Genomic DNA, 18,238 nt, shown 5'->3' on the forward strand with positions numbered 1-18,238 from the left:
TCGCCGACCCGGTGAGCGCGCTGGGCCTGCCCAGCTTGGGCCTGGCCGCCGCGACCCCGTTGAACCTGGGGGCGGCCAACGTCGGCACATCCAATCTGGGCTTCGGGAACATCGGTAGCGGGAACATCGGAAACGGCAATAACGGTGATGGCAACCTCGGTGGCGGCAACCTCGGCAGCTATAACCTCGGTTGGGGCAACCTAGGCGGCGCCAACCAGGGCTTTGGCAACGCGGGCAGCAACAACCAGGGTTTCGCCAACACCGGCAGCAACAACCAGGGCTTCGCCAACACCGGCAGCTTCAACGTCGGCTTCGGCAACACCGGCAGCAACAACATCGGCATCGGGCTCAGTGGTGACGGCAAGATCGGGTTCGGCTCCTTGAATTCCGGGAGCGGCAACATCGGGCTGTTCAACTCGGGCACCAACAACATCGGCTTCTTCAACTCGGGCACCGGCAATTTCGGTGTGTTGAACTCGGGCAGCTACAACACGGGCTTCGGCAACTCGGGTGAGGCCAGTACCGGGGTGTTCAACCCGGGCAACGCCAACACCGGCTGGGCGAACACCGGCAACCACAACACGGGCAGCTTCAACGTCGGAAACACCAACACCGGCGGCTTCAACCCGGGCAACCTCAACACCGGCTGGGCCAATACCGGCGATGTCGATACCGGCGCATTCATCTCGGGCAGCTATAGCAACGGCCTGTTCTGGCAGGACGATTACCGGCTGCTCGGCATCGATCTAAAGATCAACTTCGGCGGAACCAGCGGCGACTACGCCGTCAGCATCCCCCTGGACAACACGTTCAGCGCCACCGTGCCCACGATCACCACCCCGGGCACCACCATTCCCAAGCAGACCTTCCTCAACGGGGGATACATCGGCCCCATCACCATCCCATCGATCACGATCGTCGGTCCCCCGATCAATGCCACCGTGGGCCCCGCAACGCTGGATCTGTCCCTTTCCTATGACGTCAGCCCCATCCAGCTGCAACTTCTCTACATCCCGCCGACCACGGGGCTTGGGAACACGAGCTCGAGCCCGTCGTCGGGATTCTTCAACCAGGGCGACGGCGGCTCGTCGGGCTTGTTCAACACCACCTCCGGCCCGTTCGGCGTCTCCGGGCTGCTCAATTACGGCGATCTGGAATCGGGCGCGCTGAACTTCGGCAACACGATCTCGGGCATTCACAACACCAGTGGGCTCGAACTCGCGACCCTGGAGCCGGCCCGGATATCGGGAGTCGGCAACATCGGCAGCGATCTGGCCGGTGTGTTTCGGGACGGCCCGGACGCGACCACCTTCAACGTGGGCGTCGGCAACGACGGCGGGCTGAACTTCGGTAGCGCAAACATCGGCGACTACAACTTCGGCAACGCGAACATCGGCAACCTCAACCTCGGCAGCGCAAACATCGGGTTCGGCAACATCGGCGGCGGCAACGTCGGCGACTACAACCTCGGCAGCGGAAACCTCGGCAGCGCCAACATCGGATTCGGCAACGCCGGTCCCGGGTTGACGGCCGCCTTCAACAACATCGGCTTCGGCAACACCGGCGACAACAACATCGGCTTCGGCAACACCGGCAACGGCAACATCGGCTTCGGCAACACCGGCAACGGCATCATCGGCATCGGGCTCAACGAAGACGGCCTGCAGGGTTTCGGCGGCTGGAACTCGGGCAGCGGCAACATCGGCTTGTTCAACTCCGGCACCGACAACGTCGGCATCGGCAACTCGGGCACCGGAAACTCCGGCATCGGCAACACCGGCAGCTACAACACCGGCATCGGCAACGTGGGCGTGGCCAACACGGGCCTGTTCAACATCGGCAACCTCAACACCGGCATCGGCAACCCGGGCAACTACAACTCGGGTGCGCACAATGTGGGCAGCACCAACACCGGCGGCGCCAACCAGGGCGACTACAACACCGGCTGGTTGAACCTGGGTGATTACAACACCGGACTGGCAAACGTCGGCAACGTCAACACCGGCGCCCTGATCAGCGGCAACTACGACAACGGCATCTTGTGGAGATCCGACTACCGGGCGCAAGGCGGCTTCAGCTACGCGATTGGCCTGGTGCCCATCACCACCAGCCTCAACCTCAGCGTCCCGATAGACATCCCCATCAGCGCCACCGTCGGCAACACCGTGATCGAGGGCTTCACCATTCCGGAGATCCCGATCGGCGCGTACGGAGTGGTCAGCGGCAACATCGGGCCGGAAACCTTCCCGACCATCACGATTGTCGGTCCAACGATAGACATCGGCGTGGGCGGGACACAGTCCGTGTTCACGCCCAGCTTTGTTGTCGACACGGGGCTGGTCCAGGCGATCGTCCTCGACCTGCCTTCTGGCCCGGGAGTCGGCAATTCGACCAGCGTCGAGTCGTCGGGTTTCTTCAACTCGGGTGACGGTAGCGCGTCGGGCTTCGGGAACGGGGGCGGCAGCAACTCCGGCTTCCTGAACTTTGCCACCGACAGTCTCGGAAACTCCGGTTTCAAGAACTACGGCACGCTGGAGTCCGGCATCGCAAACCTGGGCAACAGCGTATCCGGTGTGTTCAACACGAGCGCGCTGGACCTGCTGACGGCGGCCAATGTGTCGGGTGTTTCAAACTTCGGCAGCAACCTTTCGGGCTTCTTCCTCGCCGGTGACTCTGCCGATCGAATCTTCAACGTGGGTGTGGCCAATGACGGCAGTTTCAACATCGGCAGCGCCAACCTCGGCGACTACAACTTCGGTCTGGGCAACGTCGGTAACACCAACTTCGGCCCCGGGAACCTCGGCAGCACCAACATCGGCGGGGCAAACATCGGCGACACCAACTTCGGCTTCGGCAACATCGGCGCCAACAACTTCGGCTTCGGCAACTCCGGCGCCTCGTTGACCGACGGCAACCACAACATCGGCTTCGGCAACACCGGCAGCAACAACATCGGAATCGGCAACACCGGCGACGGCAACATCGGCTTCGGCAACACCGGCAACGACAACACCGGAATCGGGCTCAACGGAGACGGTCTGCAGGGTTTCGGCGGCTGGAACTCGGGCAGCGGCAACATCGGCGTGTTCAACTCCGGCACCGACAACGTCGGCATCGGCAACTCCGGCACCGGGAACTCCGGAATCGGGAACTCCGGCAGCTACAACACCGGCATCGGCAACTCGGGCCTGGCCAACACGGGGTTGTTCAACTCCGGTTCCTTCAACACCGGCATCGGCAACGTGGGCAGCTACAACACCGGGACCTTCAACGTCGGCGACCACAACACCGGCAATTTCAACACAGGCCAAAGCAACACGGGGTCGCTGAATGTGGGTGACCTCAACACGGGGTGGGCCAACACCGGCAACGTCAACACCGGGGCCCTCATCTCCGGCGACTACAACAATGGCCTGTTGTGGCGCGGCGACTACCAGGGCAACCTGGGTGCTTTCAATTACACGGTCACGGTTCCGACCACCACCGCGGACTTGAATCTGAGCTTCCCGATCAGCCTGCCGATCAGCATCGACATCGGAAAGATCGTCATCGAGAGCTTTACCCTGCCCAAAATCACCGCCAACCTCGACGGAAAAATAAAGTACAAGATCCCGGGTGTTGGCAAGGTAAATGTCAAGCTCTATTGGGACCTGAAAATCAGTCCCATCACGTTCTCCGACATCACGATTTCCGGGCCCACGCTGACCAGCACCATCGGAAACACCGACGGTTCCACCGTGTTGGGGGTAGACACCGACGGCACTATCGGCCCCTTGACGATCCCACTCATCGATATTCCAGCGGGTCCCGGCTTCGGCAACTCGAGCACCAGCCCCTCGTCGGGATTCTTCAACTCGGGCGATGGCAGCTCGTCGGGCTTCGGAAACGTCGGCATCAACAACTCGGGCTTTTTCAATGTCAGCTTCATCGACGGAAATTCGGGCCTGAGAAACTACGGAAACCTCGAATCCGGGCTGGGCAACCTCGGCAACAGCATCTCGGGATTGCTCAATACCAGCACCTTGGACATCGATACACCGGCCGTCGTCTCAGGTATTGGAAACATCGGCACCAACCTGTCCGGCTTCTACAACGACGCCTCGGGCAATGCGCCCGATTCGACGTTCAACTTGGGCTTCGCCGACATCGGCATCTTCAATGCGGGTGCGGCCAACACCGGCAACTACAACCTGGGCTTCGGAAACATCGGAGACGGGAACGTCGGCGCCGCCAACGTCGGCAACTTCAACTTTGGCGGCGCAAATATCGGCGACACCAACTTCGGCTTCGGCAACATCGGTAACAACAACTTCGGCTTCGGCAACTCCGGCGCCTCGTTGACCAACGGCAACCATAACATCGGCTTCGGCAACACCGGCAGCAACAACTTCGGCTTCGGCAACACCGGTGACGGCAACATCGGCTTCGGCAACACCGGCGATGGCAACATCGGAATCGGGCTCAGCGGCGACGGTTTGCGCGGGTTCGGCGCCCTGAACACCGGCAGCGGCAACATCGGCCTGTTCAACTCCGGCACCAACAACATCGGCCTGTTCAACTCGGGCAGCGACAACATCGGCATCGGGAACTCGGGCATCGTGAACGCCGGGCTGTTCAACTCGGGCAACTACGACACCGGCGTGTTCAACGCGGGCATCGTCAACACGGGCATCGGCAACGCCGGAGACTTCAACACCGGAACCTTCAACGCCGGCGACGCCAACACCGGCAACGCGAATTCGGGCAGCTACAACACCGGCGGCTTCAACTCGGGTAACTACGACACCGGTTGGGCCAACACGGGCGATGTCGACACCGGCATCTTCATCTCCGGCAACTACAGCAACGGCATCCTGGCAATGGGCGACTACCAGGGCTTGGTCGGCGTCCCACTGTTCGACATCGCCGCCGCGCCGGGCTTCGGAAACACGACCACCAGCTACTCTTCGGGCTTCTTCAACAACGGTGCTGGCAGCGGATCGGGCTTCTTCAACTCCGGCACCGACGTATCGGGCTACGGAAACCTGGGCGCGGTGCAATCCGGCCTGGCCAACTACGGCAACAGCGTCTCGGGCCTGTTCAACACCAGCAGCCTGGACACCGCGACGGCGGCCTACGTCTCCGGCGTCGGAAATGCCGGCGCCAACTTTGCCGGGTTGTTCCGGGACTCCGCGGGCGGCACCACCCTCAACGTGGGCTTCGCCAACCTGGACGTCCTGAACCTCGGTACCGCCAACGTCGGCGACTACAACGTGGGCACCGCAAACGTCGGCGGCATCAACTTCGGTGGCGCAAACATCGGCGACCTCAACTTCGGCGCCGGAAACCTCGGCAGCACCAACTTCGGCTTCGGGAACCTGGGCAGCAATAACTTCGGCTTCGGCAACTCCGGCGTCTCGCTGGCCAACGGCAACCACAACTTCGGCTTCGGCAACACCGGCAGCAACAACTTCGGCTTCGGCAACACCGGCGACGGCAACATCGGCTTCGGCAACACCGGTGACGGCAACATCGGCTTCGGGTTAAACGGCGACGGCTTGCGCGGTTTCGAAGCCCTCAACAGCGGCACCGACAATGTCGGCTTGTTCAACTCCGGCACCGGCAACGTCGGCATCGGCAACTCGGGCACCGGAAACTGGGGCATCGGAAATTCGGGCAACTACAACACCGGCGTCGGGAACACCGGCGCCGCGAACACGGGCATGTTCAACTCCGGCATCGCCAATACCGGCGTGGCCAACGCGGGCAGCTACAACACCGGCAACCTCAACGCCGGCGACATCAACACCGACTCGTTCAACACCGGTGTCGGCAATACCGGCTACTTCAATGTGGGCGACACCAACACCGGAATTGCCAACCTCGGCGATATCAACACCGGTGGTTTCAACTCCGGCAGCATGAACAACGGCTTCTTACTCAGGGGCGACGAGCTAGGCCAGCTGGGCTTCAACTACACGCTCAATATCCCGACTCTGCCCGTGGACCTGGATATTTATGCCAACTTCCAGACACCGATCAGCCTCGACGTCGGTGGAACGACCATCCACAGCTTCGACATTTCAGCGTTCACCATCTCCGGAAAGTACGGCTACTCGTACAAGGTCCTCGGAATCAAGTTCAACTACCCGTTCAAGTATTCCTTCGACATCCCCGCGATCACGATCCCGAGCATCCAGATCGGCGGGTCCAGCCAGAACTTCACGGTGGGTCCCCCGGCTCTCAATACCACCATCAATTTCGATGGCGGGCCACTGAACATCGCGGTCGACATGGACCCGGCGCCGGGCTTCTTCAACTTCACCAACAACGACTCGTCGGGATTCTTCAACTCCGGTAAGGGCTTCACGTCGGGGCTTGGCAACATCGGCGGCTACGACTCGGGTTTCCTCAACGGCAGCATGGATCCGTTCGGCTCCGGAAGCAGCCAGACCTCGGGCGTCTACAACTTCGGCGAGCTGCAATCGGGCCTGGTGAACGTGGGCAACACCGTCTCGGGCTTCTTCAACACCAGCAAGGTCAAAGACGCCGCAGCTTACATCTCGGGCTTCTTCAACACCGGATCCAACCTCTCCGGGTTCTTCAATACCGGCACCGGGCCGTAGCCCGGCGGGGTGTGGCGGAAAGCCGGCTCAGCGGGGCCGGCGCGGCTGCCACACGACCAGCGCCGTGCTCTTGGGCACCAGCGCCACCTCGCGGCGCTGCTTTGCCCGCATCGTCTCGAGCTCGTCGGCCATTTCCTGCAACCTCGACTGCAGCGCCTCGACCTGGTTGGTCAGCTCGATGATGCGCTTGATGCCCGCGAGGTTGACCCCCTCTTCCTGAGAGAGCTGCTGAACCTGACGCAGCAGATTGACGTCATGTTCCGAATAGCGGCGCCCGCCACCGGATGTCCGGCGCGGGCTGACCAGACCAAGCCTGTCATAGGTGCGCAGCGTCTGCGCGTGCATTCCGGCGAGCTCCGCCGCCACCGAAATCAGAAACGTTCGGGCTTCCCCTTCTCTCGAGTTCTTAGCCATCTAGCGATTACCTGCCCAACCGGCCCTGGGATCGAACCCACTGGACCGCTCGGCCGCCGCGTAGGCTTCCAGCGCCTCCTTGGCAGCCCCTTCCAAATTCGGCGGGACGGCCACCTTGACCGTGACGAGCAGGTCGCCGCTACCTCCGCTGCGTTTGGGCACGCCACGGCCGCGAACCCGCAGGATGCGCCCGTCGGCGGTGCCCTGCGGCACCTTGACACCGACGCTGCCGTCCAGCGTTGGCACCGAAAGCGTTGAGCCCAAAGCTAGTTCGGTGAAGCTGACCGGAACCGTGACGGTGAGGTCGTCGCCGTCACGGCCGAAGACCTGGTGCGGCCGCACGTGCACGGTGACATAGAGATCTCCCGACGGTGCACCGCGCAACCCGGCCTCGCCCTGCCCGGCCAACCTGATCCGCTGCCCGTCCTCCACGCCGGGTGGAATCCGGACATTGATGGTGCGGGTGCGGGTCGTGACGCCGGTGCCTTTGCACTCGTCGCAGGGGTGCTCGATGATCGAGCCGCTTCCCCGGCAATCGGTGCAAGGTTCGGAGAAACCGAACGCGCCCTGGTTGCGGTTGACCACACCGGCACCGTTGCAGTTGGGACACACCTTCGGGCTGGTGCCCGGCCGCGCGCCACTGCCGTGGCAGTTCGTACACGGCGCCGGACTGGTCAGCCGCAGTGGCATCGCCACGCCTTTGGCTGCCTCCACGAAGTCCAGTTCGGTCTCGGTCTCCAGGTCGTTGCCGCGGCGGGGCCGGCTCGGACGAGCGCTGCCGCCGCGTCCGAACAGGCCGCCGAACAAGTCGCCGATGTTGGTGCCCCCGGACCGGCCGGCGGCGTCGAACAAGTCATTGAGGTTCAACTCGGCGCCATCGGAGCCATATGCGGGCCCCCCTGTGAAGCCGCCGAAGCCACCCGTGTCGAAGCGGCGGCCCCCGAATCCGCCTCCCGCAAAGAGCCGACGAGTCTCGTCGTACTCCTTGCGTTTGGCCGGATCCGTGAGCACCTCTTTGGCCTCGGATACCGCCTTGTAGCGGTCCTCGGCCGACTTGTTCCCCGGGTTGCGGTCGGGATGATTCTCGGCGAGCAGCTTGCGAGCCGCCCGCTTGATCTCTTCAGGTGCGGCGTCGGAGGAGACGCCCAACTCCTTGTAGAAGTCCTTCTCGACCCATTCACGCTGGGCCATGCCGCGTCACCTCCTTACCTTCATGTCCATTTTTTGTTGTCGTCCTGATTCTGGGCCCTATTCAGCTGGGGCGTCGGCGTTATCGGCGGTGTCGGGTCGCCCGGCTTCGCCGCTATCGGCCGGCTGCTGAGTGGATCCCGCTTCGGAGGTGTCGTCGGCAATCGTTTCGACGACCGCGACCAGCGCGTTTCGCAACACGTGCTCACCGAGCTGGTAACCCTGACGCATGACGGTGCCGATCACCGGTTTGGCGTCCTGCCCGCCGTCGCCCTCGTGTTGCACGGCCTCGTGGAGCACGGGGTCGAAGTCCTCGCCCTCGGCGCCAAACGACTTGAGCCCCAGCCCGGTCAACACACTCATCATCTTGTCGGCGACCGCCTTGAGCGGACCGGAATCCAGGTCCCCGTGTTTGCGCGCCCGTTCGATGTCGTCGACGGCATGCAGCAATTCGCTGACCACCGAGGCCTTGGCCCGATCCGCGGCGGCCTGCTGATCGCGCAACGCCCGCTTGCGATAGTTGGCGAAGTCAGCCTGCACGCGTTGCAGATCGGCGGTCAGCTCGGCGACTTTGGCGGCCGAACTGTCCGCGCCCGCCGGAGGCGTCCCTCCCGGCGTATCGCCGGGAGGGACGTGCCGGACTTCACCGGTCTCGGGATCGACCCGCCGCTTGTCGGTAACAGTTACCTGTTCCTGTGGATTGCCCTCGCTCACTTGGACTCCTGGTCGTCGTCGACCACCTCCGCGTCCACCACGTCGTCGGCGCCGGGCTCGGCACCGCCGGGTTGGCCGCCGGGTACGCCTGCAGCCGCCGCGTCAGCCTGGGTGGCTTCGTAGATGGCCTGCCCCAGCGCCTGCGACTCCTGGCCGAGCTTCTCCATCGCCGACTTGATTGCGGCAATGTCGGTGCCGGCCAGCGCCGACTTGGCTTCCGCCACGGCTGCATCCACCTTGTTGAGCGTGTCCTCGGGAACCTTGGACCCGCCCTCGGCTTCGCGCTGTTCCTTGACGAACTTCTCCGTCTGGTAGACCAGCGTCTCGGCCTGGTTGCGGACGTCGGCTTCCTCGCGACGCTTGTGGTCCTCGGCGGCGTGCGCCTCAGCGTCCTTGATCATCCGGTCGATCTCGTCCTTGGACAGGCCCGAGCCTTCCTGGATTCGGATGGTGTTCTCTTTGCCGGTGCCCTTGTCCTTGGCCGTGACGTGCACGATGCCGTTGGCGTCGATGTCGAAGGTGACCTCGATCTGGGACACACCGCGCGGGGCCGGCGGGATGCCGGTCAGCTCGAAGGACCCGAGCAGCTTGTTGTGCGCGGCGATCTCGCGTTCACCCTGATACACCTGGATCTGCACCGACGGCTGATTGTCGTCGGCGGTGGTGAAGGTCTCCGACCGCTTGGTCGGGATCGTGGTGTTGCGCTCGATCAGCTTGGTCATCACGCCACCCTTGGTCTCGATACCGAGCGACAACGGCGTGACGTCCAGCAGCAGAACGTCTTTCACCTCACCCTTGAGCACACCCGCCTGCAGCGCGGCGCCCACGGCAACCACCTCATCGGGGTTGACGCCCTTGTTGGGCTCCTTGCCGCCGGTGAGCTCCTTGACCAGTTCGGTGACCGCCGGCATACGGGTCGAGCCGCCGACGAGCACCACGTGGTCGATGTCGGACACCGAGATGCCGGTGTCGGCGATGACCGACTGGAACGGCTTGCGGGTGCGGTCCAGCAGGTCTTGCGTGATGCGCTGGAACTCGGCGCGGGTCAGCTGCTCGTCGAGGAACAGCGGGTTCTTGTCCGCGTCAACGGTGATGTAGGGCAGGTTGATCGAGGTGCTCTGCGAGCTCGAGAGCTCGATCTTAGCCTTCTCGGCGGCTTCCCGAAGCCGCTGCATGGCCATTTTGTCCTTGGTCAGGTCGATGCCGCTGGTGCCCTTGAACTTGTCGACGAGCCACTCGACAACGCGGTCGTCCCAGTCGTCGCCGCCCAGGTGGTTGTCACCCGAGGTGGCACGCACCTCAACCACACCCTCGCCGATCTCCAGCAGGGAGACGTCGAAGGTGCCACCGCCGAGGTCGAAGACCAGGATGGTCTGTTCCTTCTCGCCCTTGTCCAGGCCGTAGGCCAGCGCGGCCGCGGTCGGCTCGTTGACGATCCGCAGCACATTGAGGCCGGCGATCTGACCGGCATCCTTGGTGGCCTGACGCTGGGCGTCGTTGAAGTACGCCGGGACGGTGATCACCGCGTCGGCGATGTCCTCACCGAGGTAGGCCTCGGCGTCGCGCTTCAACTTCATCAGCACGCGGGCACTGATCTCCGGCGTGGTGTACTTCTTGTCATCGATCTCGATGGACCAGTCGCCACCCATGTGGCGCTTGACCGAGCGAATAGTCCGGTCGACGTTGGTCACCGCCTGGTTCTTGGCGGGCTGGCCGACCAGCACTTCACCGTTACGAGCGAACGCCACGACGGACGGAGTCGTCCTAGAGCCCTCGGAGTTGGCGACGACGACAGGGTCGCCACCTTCTAGAACCGCGACGACGGAGTTGGTGGTCCCGAGGTCGATACCGACCGCACGAGCCATAGTGATTCCTCCTGAGTAGGTAGATCTTGTTACTGCACTATGCTGAGTGAACCCCGCTCAAGCCTGCTCCGGCCGCAGCAAGGCTGTCAACCTCAAGGTTGAGTATGGTTCGCTCAACTTGTCGAACATGTTAACGCCGGTCCATCGCGTCTTGTTCCCGGGGGTACGCACTCCCCCATCCGGCCCGCCGCAGCGCATGGTCGGAGTGAGCCCAGATGGCGAAATGTTCCGTACCGGTTAACGCTGGGCCATCAGCGCAATCGTGCGCTAGCCTGACACCCATCCGTTGCTTGGGGGTGTTCGCGTCGACGCGTTCCGGGAAGCCATGACAGCAGGAGCTTGATGCCACCGCTAGACACCGCCGCGACCGCGAGACTCACCCGCGAAGACAGGGGCTATCACAAGTCCCTCAAGAACCGCCAGCTGCAGATGATCGCGCTCGGCGGGGCGATCGGGACCGGACTCTTCCTCGGCGCGGGCGGTCGGCTCGCATTCGCAGGACCCGGCTTGTTCCTGGTCTACGGGATCTGCGGCTTCTTCGTCTTCTTGATCCTGCGAGCCCTGGGCGAACTCGTCCTGCACCGCCCCTCGTCAGGATCTTTCGTGTCCTACGCCCGCGAATTCTTCGGCGAGAAGGTGGCCTTCGTCGCGGGCTGGATGTACTTCCTGAACTGGGCCATGACAGGGGTCGTGGACACCACCGCGATCGCCCACTACTGCCATTACTGGAAAGCGCTGCAATTCGTCCCGCAGTGGACATTGGCGCTGGTCGCGCTGGTGAGCGTGTTGTTGATGAACCTGATCTCGGTCAAGCTCTTCGGCGAGCTGGAATTCTGGGCAGCCCTGATCAAGGTGATAGCGCTGGTGATATTCCTGATCATCGGGTCGATCTTCCTAGCGGGAGGCTTCCACGTCGACGGTCAGGAAACCGGGCTAGGGCTGTGGCGTAGCCACGGCGGATTCTTGCCGACCGGCCTGGTGCCGCTGGTGTTGGTCACTTCTGGGGTGGTGTTCGCCTATGCCGCCATCGAATTGGTCGGTACCGCCGCCGGAGAGGCGGCCGAGCCCGAGAAGATCATGCCGCGTGCGATCAACTCGGTGGTGTTCCGCATCGGGCTTTTCTATCTAGGGTCGACAGTTCTGCTGGCCCTGCTGCTGCCCTACACGGCCTACCGCGAACACGTCAGCCCGTTCGTGACGTTCTTTTCCAAGGTCGGAATTGAGGGCGCGGGCAGCGTGATGAACATCGTCGTGCTCACCGCCGCTCTCTCGAGCCTGAACGCCGGCTTGTATTCGACGGGCCGGATCCTGCGATCGATGGCCATCAACGGCAGTGGCCCTAAATTCACCGCGCCGATGTCGAAGAATGGGGTGCCGTACGGCGGAATCCTGCTGACCGCCGGGATCGGCATGTTGGGCATCGTGCTCAACGCCGTCAAACCCAGTCAGGCCTTCGAGATCGTGCTGCACATCGCGGCGACGGGGGTAATCGCCGCCTGGGCCACCATCGTTGCCTGCCAGCTGCGCTTCCACCGGTTGACCATCAGCGGCGTGCTGCAACGGCCGAGTTTCCGGATGCCGTTGTCCCCCTACAGCGGCTGGATCACGCTGGCTTTCCTGGCGAGCGTGCTGATTCTGATGCTGTTCGACGAGACCTACGGTCGCTGGATGCTGGCCGCCATCTTGGTGGGTGTCCCCGCGCTGGTCGGCGGTTGGTATCTGGTTCGAAACCGGGTAAAAGTGGCCGCCCGCGATACCCTCGAACCGGCCCAGCCGGAGAGTGGTCACACCGGTTTACCCATGTGATGCCCGCTGGGCTCCACCAGCCGGCACGTCCGTCGTGGCCACCGCCGGTAGACACGGGCATCCCCGCAACGCCGAAGCCGCGCCCACCGACGGCGCGGGGAATATTTGACCTTGGCAAGAACGCGAGCGCCCGCGGCGTCATCGGCTAACTGGCGACCTATCGTGATTTCGTCGACATGATCGACGGGAGATCGTTATGTCGTTTGTGGTTGCCACGCCGGAGATGTTGGTGGGGGCGGCGACGCAGATGGAGCGCATCGGCTCGGCGCTGGGCGCGGCCAATGTGGTGGCGGCGCCAGCGATCACGAGCGTGGTCGCCGCCGCCGAAGATGAGGTTTCGGCAGCCATTGCGTCGTTGTTCTCCGAGTGCGCCCAGGCTTACCGGGTGCTCAGCATCCATGCAGCGGAGTTTCATGGCTCGTTCGTGCAGGCCGTGAAGTGCGCAGCGGAACGGTATCAAGCCGCTGAGGCCGAGTTCTACGCCCTGCTTGCGGCCCGGCAAGCCGAGCGCGCGTCCCTTCCGAGCCCGCAACCAGACCCCAATCACGCCAGCCCCGCCGGTGGCGGCGGCTAGCGCCCACGAATCAGGTCAGACGGGTCGGTCAATGTCGCTGCCGCTGGCCAGATCAAGACAGTCAACGTTTTCGACGTCTCGCCGGGCAGCCAGGTAGGCGGCCGCGCCATGGTCGCCGGTCATGCGGGCCAGTATCTCCGGCCAGTGACGGCGGGCGATAACGACGGGGTGGCCGGGGCGATCCCCGAAGTACGCCCGCGCCAGACCGCTACTTGATCCCAACGCACGACCAACAACTCGTGCTACTACCGCCGCATCGACATCGGGTGTATCGATCACGTGCAATACGACGTAATCGGCCTTCATCCGGTCGGCCTGCACCAAGCCGGCGCGAACCGACGCACTCAGGCCCTGCTGCCAATCCGGGGCGGTGACGGCGGTGACGCCCGAGGGAACGGCCGCCGGGGCCGCGCCCAGCACCACCACCACATCGGCACAACCGCCGCCGCGCAGCGCGGCCACCGCGGTCTCCAGCCAACCCTCAACCAGAACTTTCGGCTTCCCGTAGCGCCGGCCGGCCCCCGCGGCCAGCAACACCGCTACGACGCGGGTCAGCTCGCACATCGCCGGCGACTGTCAACTCCGATCACCACCACACCGCCCATGATGTCATCGCGCCCCCAACCTGCGACGGCACGCGCAATGGCGACTATCGACTACGGTAACGACACTCTCCTAGGATGACATTGAGCTTCTCATTGGGCGACAATCGGACGGAGCGGCATGACCCAGGACATGCAAGAGGCCCCCGCACCCCGGTACGCGGGGACCCGCGTACCGCGCGTTGAAGACGGCCGGCTGCTGACCGGTCACGGCAGCTTCGTCGACGACATCTCGCGGCCCGGCATGCTGCACGCCTGCTTCGTCCGCAGCCCCTTCGCCCACGCCCGGATCAACGGCATCGACACCACCGCGGCACTGGCTCTACCCGGCGTGCACGCGGTATTCACCGCGGCCGACCTCAACGCGGACGTCAAGGAGGCCTGGCACGCCGTCGCGGGCAGGGATGTTGCGGACACACCCCGACCGCCGCTGGCCGAGCGGGACGCGAAATTCGTCGGGGACCCGGTTGCTCTGGTCGTCGCCGAGAGCCGCTATGTCGCCGAGGATGCGATCGAGCTCGTCGACATCGACTACGAACCGCTGCCCGCGATCACCGATTTCACCCGAGCCCAATCGTCGGATGTGCTGGTGCACGAGAGCTACCCCGACAATGTCGCGGGTGGCCTGGCCGGGGCGCCACCCGACGAGCAGACCTTCGCCACATCGCCGTGCGTCGTGACCGAGAACATCTACCAACAGATGTACGCGCCGGTCCCGATCGAGACCCGCGGGCTGGTCGCCGAATGGGCGCGCGCCTCCGAAGAACTCACCCTCTGGGCTTCCACCCAGACGCCCCATGAGCTCCGGGCATTCTGCGCACGCCTGTTAGGCATGGCCGCACAACGGGTTCGAGTCATCATGCGCGATACCGGCGGCGGCTTTGGCCAGAAGGTCGTCCCGATGCGCGAGGACATGTGCATCATGCTGGCGGCCCGCAAGGTACCCGGGGCGCTGAAATGGATCGAGGATCGGCGCGAAAACCTGATGTCGGCCGGGCAAGCCCGCCACGTTGACGGCACCGCACGGATGGCCTTCGACAGCGACGGCAACATCCAGGCGGCCGATGTCGACTTCATCATGGACATCGGCGCGTATCCGACGCCGTATCCGGTGTTGACCACGGCCGCCATCGGAATGTTCTTCCCTGGGCCATACCGGATACCCAAAGCCAGCTTCAGCTACAAGACGGTCTTCTCCAACACCAGCGGGTTGGCCGCTTACCGAGGTCCCTGGCAATACGAAACGCTGGCGCGCGAGATCCTTCTCGACATCGCGGCCCGCAAGATGGGTATCGATCCGATCGAACTGCGCCGGCGCAACCTGCTGCGGCGCGAAGAAATGCCCTACGTCAACCCCAACGGCATGCCCTACGACCACGTCGCCCCGATCGAGACGTTCGAACAGGCCGTGAAAATCCTTGATTACGAAGGCTTTCGTCGCGAACAGCGAGAGGCGCTGGCACACGGCCGATACCTCGGTCTCGGGCTTTCGGCCTACATCGAGCCAACCGGCGCCGCCACCGGCCATCTGGCCACCGAAGGGGCCACAATTCGCATGGAACCGACCGGCAAGGTCAACGTCTACGTCAACGGCGGGTCAAGCGGAAACAGCCTGGAAACCAACGTCATTCAGTTGACCGCCGACGCGCTCGGCGCCGATATCGACGACGTGGCCACGATCCAGGGCGATACCGCGATCACGCCCTACGGCGCCGGGACCCAAGGCTCCCGTAGCGGCCCGATGACCGCCGGAGCCGTCAACGAGGCGGGAAAGATCCTGCGCGAGAAAATCGTGGCGCTGGCCGCGCACCACCTCGAGGTGGCCGAATCCGAAGTGGAGTTGGCGCATTCGAAAGCAGCGGTGCGCGGCGATCCGGCAAGGCAGGTGATCTTTGGCGAGCTGGCCTATACCGCCTACTACTCGCCGCAGCAGTTGCCGTCAGCGATGTCGACCGAGTTGGAGGGGACCGCTCGGTTCAACTCGCCCAATCCCATTCACTGGGCCAACGCAACACACGCCTGCACCTGCGAAGTCGATACCCAGACAGGCAAAGTCACGTTGCTGCGCTACGTGGTCAGCGAAGACGTGGGACCGATGATCAACCCCGCGGTGGTAGAGGGGCAGATCGCCGGCGGCACGGTGCAGGGCATCGGTGGCGCGTTGATGGAAAACCTCGCCTACGACGACGACGGAAACCCCCTGGCTACCACGTTTGTCGACTACCTGCTGCCGACCGCCACCGAGGTCCCACCGATCGAGTACGGCCACGTCGAAATACCCGGCCCGGGGCCGGGCGGCTACAAGGGCGCCGGCGAAGGCGGGGCGATCGGTTCCGCGCCTGCGGTCATCAACGCCATCAACGACGCCCTGGCACCGTTGGGGGTGACCGTCACCCGGTTGCCGGCCAGCCCCGCATCGGTGGCCTCGCTGCTGGCCGGAGCGTCCCGATGAAGCCGGCGTCGTTCGACTATCACCGCCCCGATACAGCCGAGGAAGCCGTGGGCCTCCTGGCCGAATTGGGTGAGGACGCCAAGATTCTGCCGGGCGGGCAGAGCCTGGTGCCAATGCTGTCGATGCGCCTGGCCTTCTTCGACCATCTCATCGACATTTCCCGGTTAGGGGAACTGCAGGGAATCCAGCTCCGCGACGATCAACTGTGGATCGGCGCGGGGACTCCAGACAGCAAGGTGGGGACCAATTCCCAAGTGCACCAGTCGATTCCGCTACTAGCCCGGGCAACCCCCTACATCGGGCACTTTCAGATCCGCAACCGGGGCACGTTGGGTGGTTCGATCGCGCATGCCGATGCCGCGGGCGAATACCCGACGGTGGCGCTCACCCTCGATGCGGTCATGGAGGTGCTGTCACCACGCGGACACCGCGAGATCCCCGCAGCGGAGTTCTTCACCGGGCTCTGGGAGACCGCGATGGAGCCCGATGAGGTGCTCACCGGGGTCCGCTTTCCCACCTGGACGGGCAAGTCCGGCTTCGCGATGCGGGAATTCTCGCGCCGGCACGGCGACTTTGCGATCGCCGGCGCGGCGGTCGCCGTCCAACTCGACGACGAGCACCGGGTATCGCGCTGCGCGATAGGGCTACTCGGCCTGGACCCTACCCCTCGGCGGGCGACGGCGGCGGAGGCGGCCGTTCTCGGCAAGCCGATCGACGAGCTGGTACCCGAGCAGATCGGCCAGAGCGCCATGTCCGGCCTGGATGACATTGCGTCCGATCTGCAGGGGTCAGCGTCCTACCGCGCCCAGGTGGGTGCGGTCATGACGGCCCGCGCCTGGTCGCGGGCCGTCCAGGAAGCGAACGCGGAGACCGCCCATGCATGAACGATCAGTCCAGTTGTCAGTCAACGGCAGTCGCGTTGCCGCCAGGGTCGAACCGCGGATGACATTGGCCGACTTTCTACGGGAGAAGTGCGGACTCACCGGTACCCATCTGGGCTGCGAGCACGGGGCGTGCGGCGCCTGCACGGTGTTGGTGGGAGGCGATGCCGTGCGCTCGTGCCTGCTGTTCGCGGTGCAGGCGGACGGGGCCGACGTGACGACGGTGGAGGGCATCGCGTCAGCTGACGGCGAGCTCTCGCCGGTGCAGTCGGCTTTGCGGGAGTGCCATGGACTTCAGTGCGGCTTTTGCACCCCTGGTTTCGTCGTGTCGATAACCGCGCTGTTGCGCGACAATCCCGATCCCACCGACGAGCAGATACGTGAAGGCCTGTCCGGGAATTTCTGTCGTTGCACCGGCTACCAGGGCATTGTCGCGGCTACCCGACGGGCCTCGGAGCTGATGTCGCAATGATGGGCTGGTCCCAAGGTGCGTCACTGCGGTGACTTGCGTTCGCTCGTGCGTAATCTGAATTCTGATATCTGGATTTCTCGGGGAGTAACGCGTGCGTTTACCGCAAAAAACACGGTGGGGCCTGCTGGCCCTGTCGGCTGCTGCTGTGCTGGCCGCCGGGTGCGACGCCACCATCGACGGCAAACCGATCGCTACTCCGGGAGCGGGGCCAACCGAGCCGTCTTTTCCGACGCGCCGACCAACGACGTCGCCGCCGACCAGCACGTCACCCAGCCAGCCCACGTCGCCGGCCAGCCCGACCTCGCCCGCCGGCGCCATCCCGTTGCCGCCCGACGACAACGGTTATGTCTTCATCGAGACCAAATCCGGCCAGACACGCTGCCAGATCAACCACGACAGCGTGGGCTGCGAAGCGCCGTTCACCAATTCCCCTATCAAGGACGGGGAGCACGCCAACGGTGTGCACATCACCTCGGCCGGCAACGTGCAGTGGGTGCTGGGCAACCTCGGCGCGATCCCGACCGTCACCATCGACTACAAGACCTATGACGCGCAAGGCTGGATCATCACCGCCACCACCGACGGCACCCGCTTCCAGAACAACAGCACCGGGCACGGCATGTTCGTCAGCATCGACAAGGTAGAGACGTTCTGACCTGACTGGC

Annotated in this window: 11 protein-coding genes and 1 pseudogene; 7 read left to right on the top strand and 5 right to left on the bottom strand. The window is 64.2% G+C overall.

Features of this window, described 5'->3' with window-relative positions; all coding sequences use genetic code 11:
* Positions 1 to 11: 11 nt before the first annotated feature.
* Positions 12 to 5,957 (top strand): annotated as a pseudogene (locus SHTP_RS22905) (PPE family protein); the annotation flags it as partial.
* Between the two features lie 675 nt (positions 5,958 to 6,632).
* Here SHTP_RS22905 and SHTP_RS22910 read toward each other — a convergent pair.
* From SHTP_RS22910 to dnaK, 4 genes are read right to left on the bottom strand one after another with little or no spacing between them, the layout of a single operon-like run.
* Positions 6,633 to 7,019: a heat shock protein transcriptional repressor HspR gene (locus SHTP_RS22910; protein ID WP_012392599.1), complete on the bottom strand. Its 387-nt coding sequence runs from the start codon at positions 7,017 to 7,019 to the stop codon at positions 6,633 to 6,635.
* Entirely contained in the window at positions 7,020 to 8,210 is a 1,191-nt protein-coding gene (gene dnaJ, locus SHTP_RS22915; protein WP_096371877.1) for a molecular chaperone DnaJ, read from the bottom strand.
* A 57-nt stretch (positions 8,211 to 8,267) separates the two neighbouring features.
* Entirely contained in the window at positions 8,268 to 8,921 is a 654-nt protein-coding gene (grpE, locus tag SHTP_RS22920; protein ID WP_012392597.1) for a nucleotide exchange factor GrpE, read from the bottom strand.
* Positions 8,918 to 10,786, bottom strand: a complete 1,869-nt coding sequence (gene dnaK / locus SHTP_RS22925) for a molecular chaperone DnaK (protein WP_096371878.1) — start codon at positions 10,784 to 10,786, stop codon at positions 8,918 to 8,920. Before dnaK ends, grpE begins: the two co-directional genes overlap by 4 nt.
* A 342-nt stretch (positions 10,787 to 11,128) precedes the next feature.
* Here dnaK and SHTP_RS22930 point away from each other — a divergent pair, with 342 nt between their 5' ends.
* On the top strand, positions 11,129 to 12,592 hold the full coding sequence (locus tag SHTP_RS22930) for an amino acid permease (protein WP_096371879.1): 1,464 nt from the start codon (positions 11,129 to 11,131) through the stop codon (positions 12,590 to 12,592).
* Positions 12,593 to 12,788: 196 nt separating this feature from the next.
* Positions 12,789 to 13,166, top strand: coding sequence for a PE family protein (locus SHTP_RS22935; protein WP_020731633.1), 378 nt, complete (start codon positions 12,789 to 12,791; stop codon positions 13,164 to 13,166).
* Between the two features lie 15 nt (positions 13,167 to 13,181).
* Here the strand turns inward: SHTP_RS22935 and SHTP_RS22940 are convergent, their stop codons facing one another.
* A complete protein-coding gene (locus tag SHTP_RS22940; protein ID WP_096371880.1) occupies positions 13,182 to 13,730 on the bottom strand; it encodes a nucleotidyltransferase family protein in 549 nt (182 codons plus the stop codon).
* Between the two features lie 159 nt (positions 13,731 to 13,889).
* Here SHTP_RS22940 and SHTP_RS22945 point away from each other — a divergent pair, with 159 nt between their 5' ends.
* The 4 genes from SHTP_RS22945 to SHTP_RS22960 all read left to right on the top strand — a co-directional run bounded on the left by SHTP_RS22945 (position 13,890) and on the right by SHTP_RS22960 (position 18,228).
* A complete protein-coding gene (locus tag SHTP_RS22945; protein WP_096371881.1) occupies positions 13,890 to 16,220 on the top strand; it encodes a xanthine dehydrogenase family protein molybdopterin-binding subunit in 2,331 nt (776 codons plus the stop codon).
* The gene (locus SHTP_RS22950; RefSeq protein ID WP_096371882.1) at positions 16,217 to 17,104 is read left to right on the top strand and encodes an FAD binding domain-containing protein; all 888 of its coding nucleotides are present in this window, start codon (positions 16,217 to 16,219) and stop codon (positions 17,102 to 17,104) included. Before SHTP_RS22945 ends, SHTP_RS22950 begins: the two co-directional genes overlap by 4 nt.
* Positions 17,097 to 17,573 (top strand): (2Fe-2S)-binding protein, encoded by a 477-nt coding sequence (locus SHTP_RS22955; protein ID WP_020788863.1) that lies wholly within the window; start codon positions 17,097 to 17,099, stop codon positions 17,571 to 17,573. Before SHTP_RS22950 ends, SHTP_RS22955 begins: the two co-directional genes overlap by 8 nt.
* A 91-nt stretch (positions 17,574 to 17,664) precedes the next feature.
* The gene (locus SHTP_RS22960; protein ID WP_096371883.1) at positions 17,665 to 18,228 is read left to right on the top strand and encodes a hypothetical protein; all 564 of its coding nucleotides are present in this window, start codon (positions 17,665 to 17,667) and stop codon (positions 18,226 to 18,228) included.
* Positions 18,229 to 18,238 lie beyond the last annotated feature (10 nt).

The sequence above is a fragment of the Mycobacterium ulcerans subsp. shinshuense genome (genome assembly GCF_002355775.1).
GTDB classification, from domain to species: Bacteria; Actinomycetota; Actinomycetes; order Mycobacteriales; family Mycobacteriaceae; genus Mycobacterium; species Mycobacterium marinum.

Excerpts from the sequence above, each read along its gene's own strand:
- SHTP_RS22910 (WP_012392599.1), bottom strand. The coding sequence starts at position 7,019 with ATGGCTAAGAACTCGAGAGAAGGGGAAGCCCGAACGTTTCTGATTTCG.
- SHTP_RS22950 (WP_096371882.1), top strand. The coding sequence starts at position 16,217 with ATGAAGCCGGCGTCGTTCGACTATCACCGCCCCGATACAGCCGAGGAA.
- SHTP_RS22945 (WP_096371881.1), top strand. The coding sequence starts at position 13,890 with ATGACCCAGGACATGCAAGAGGCCCCCGCACCCCGGTACGCGGGGACC.
- SHTP_RS22955 (WP_020788863.1), top strand. The coding sequence starts at position 17,097 with ATGCATGAACGATCAGTCCAGTTGTCAGTCAACGGCAGTCGCGTTGCC.
- SHTP_RS22930 (WP_096371879.1), top strand. The coding sequence starts at position 11,129 with ATGCCACCGCTAGACACCGCCGCGACCGCGAGACTCACCCGCGAAGAC.
- dnaK (WP_096371878.1), bottom strand. The coding sequence starts at position 10,786 with ATGGCTCGTGCGGTCGGTATCGACCTCGGGACCACCAACTCCGTCGTC.
- SHTP_RS22935 (WP_020731633.1), top strand. The coding sequence starts at position 12,789 with ATGTCGTTTGTGGTTGCCACGCCGGAGATGTTGGTGGGGGCGGCGACG.
- dnaJ (WP_096371877.1), bottom strand. The coding sequence starts at position 8,210 with ATGGCCCAGCGTGAATGGGTCGAGAAGGACTTCTACAAGGAGTTGGGC.
- SHTP_RS22940 (WP_096371880.1), bottom strand. The coding sequence starts at position 13,730 with ATGTGCGAGCTGACCCGCGTCGTAGCGGTGTTGCTGGCCGCGGGGGCC.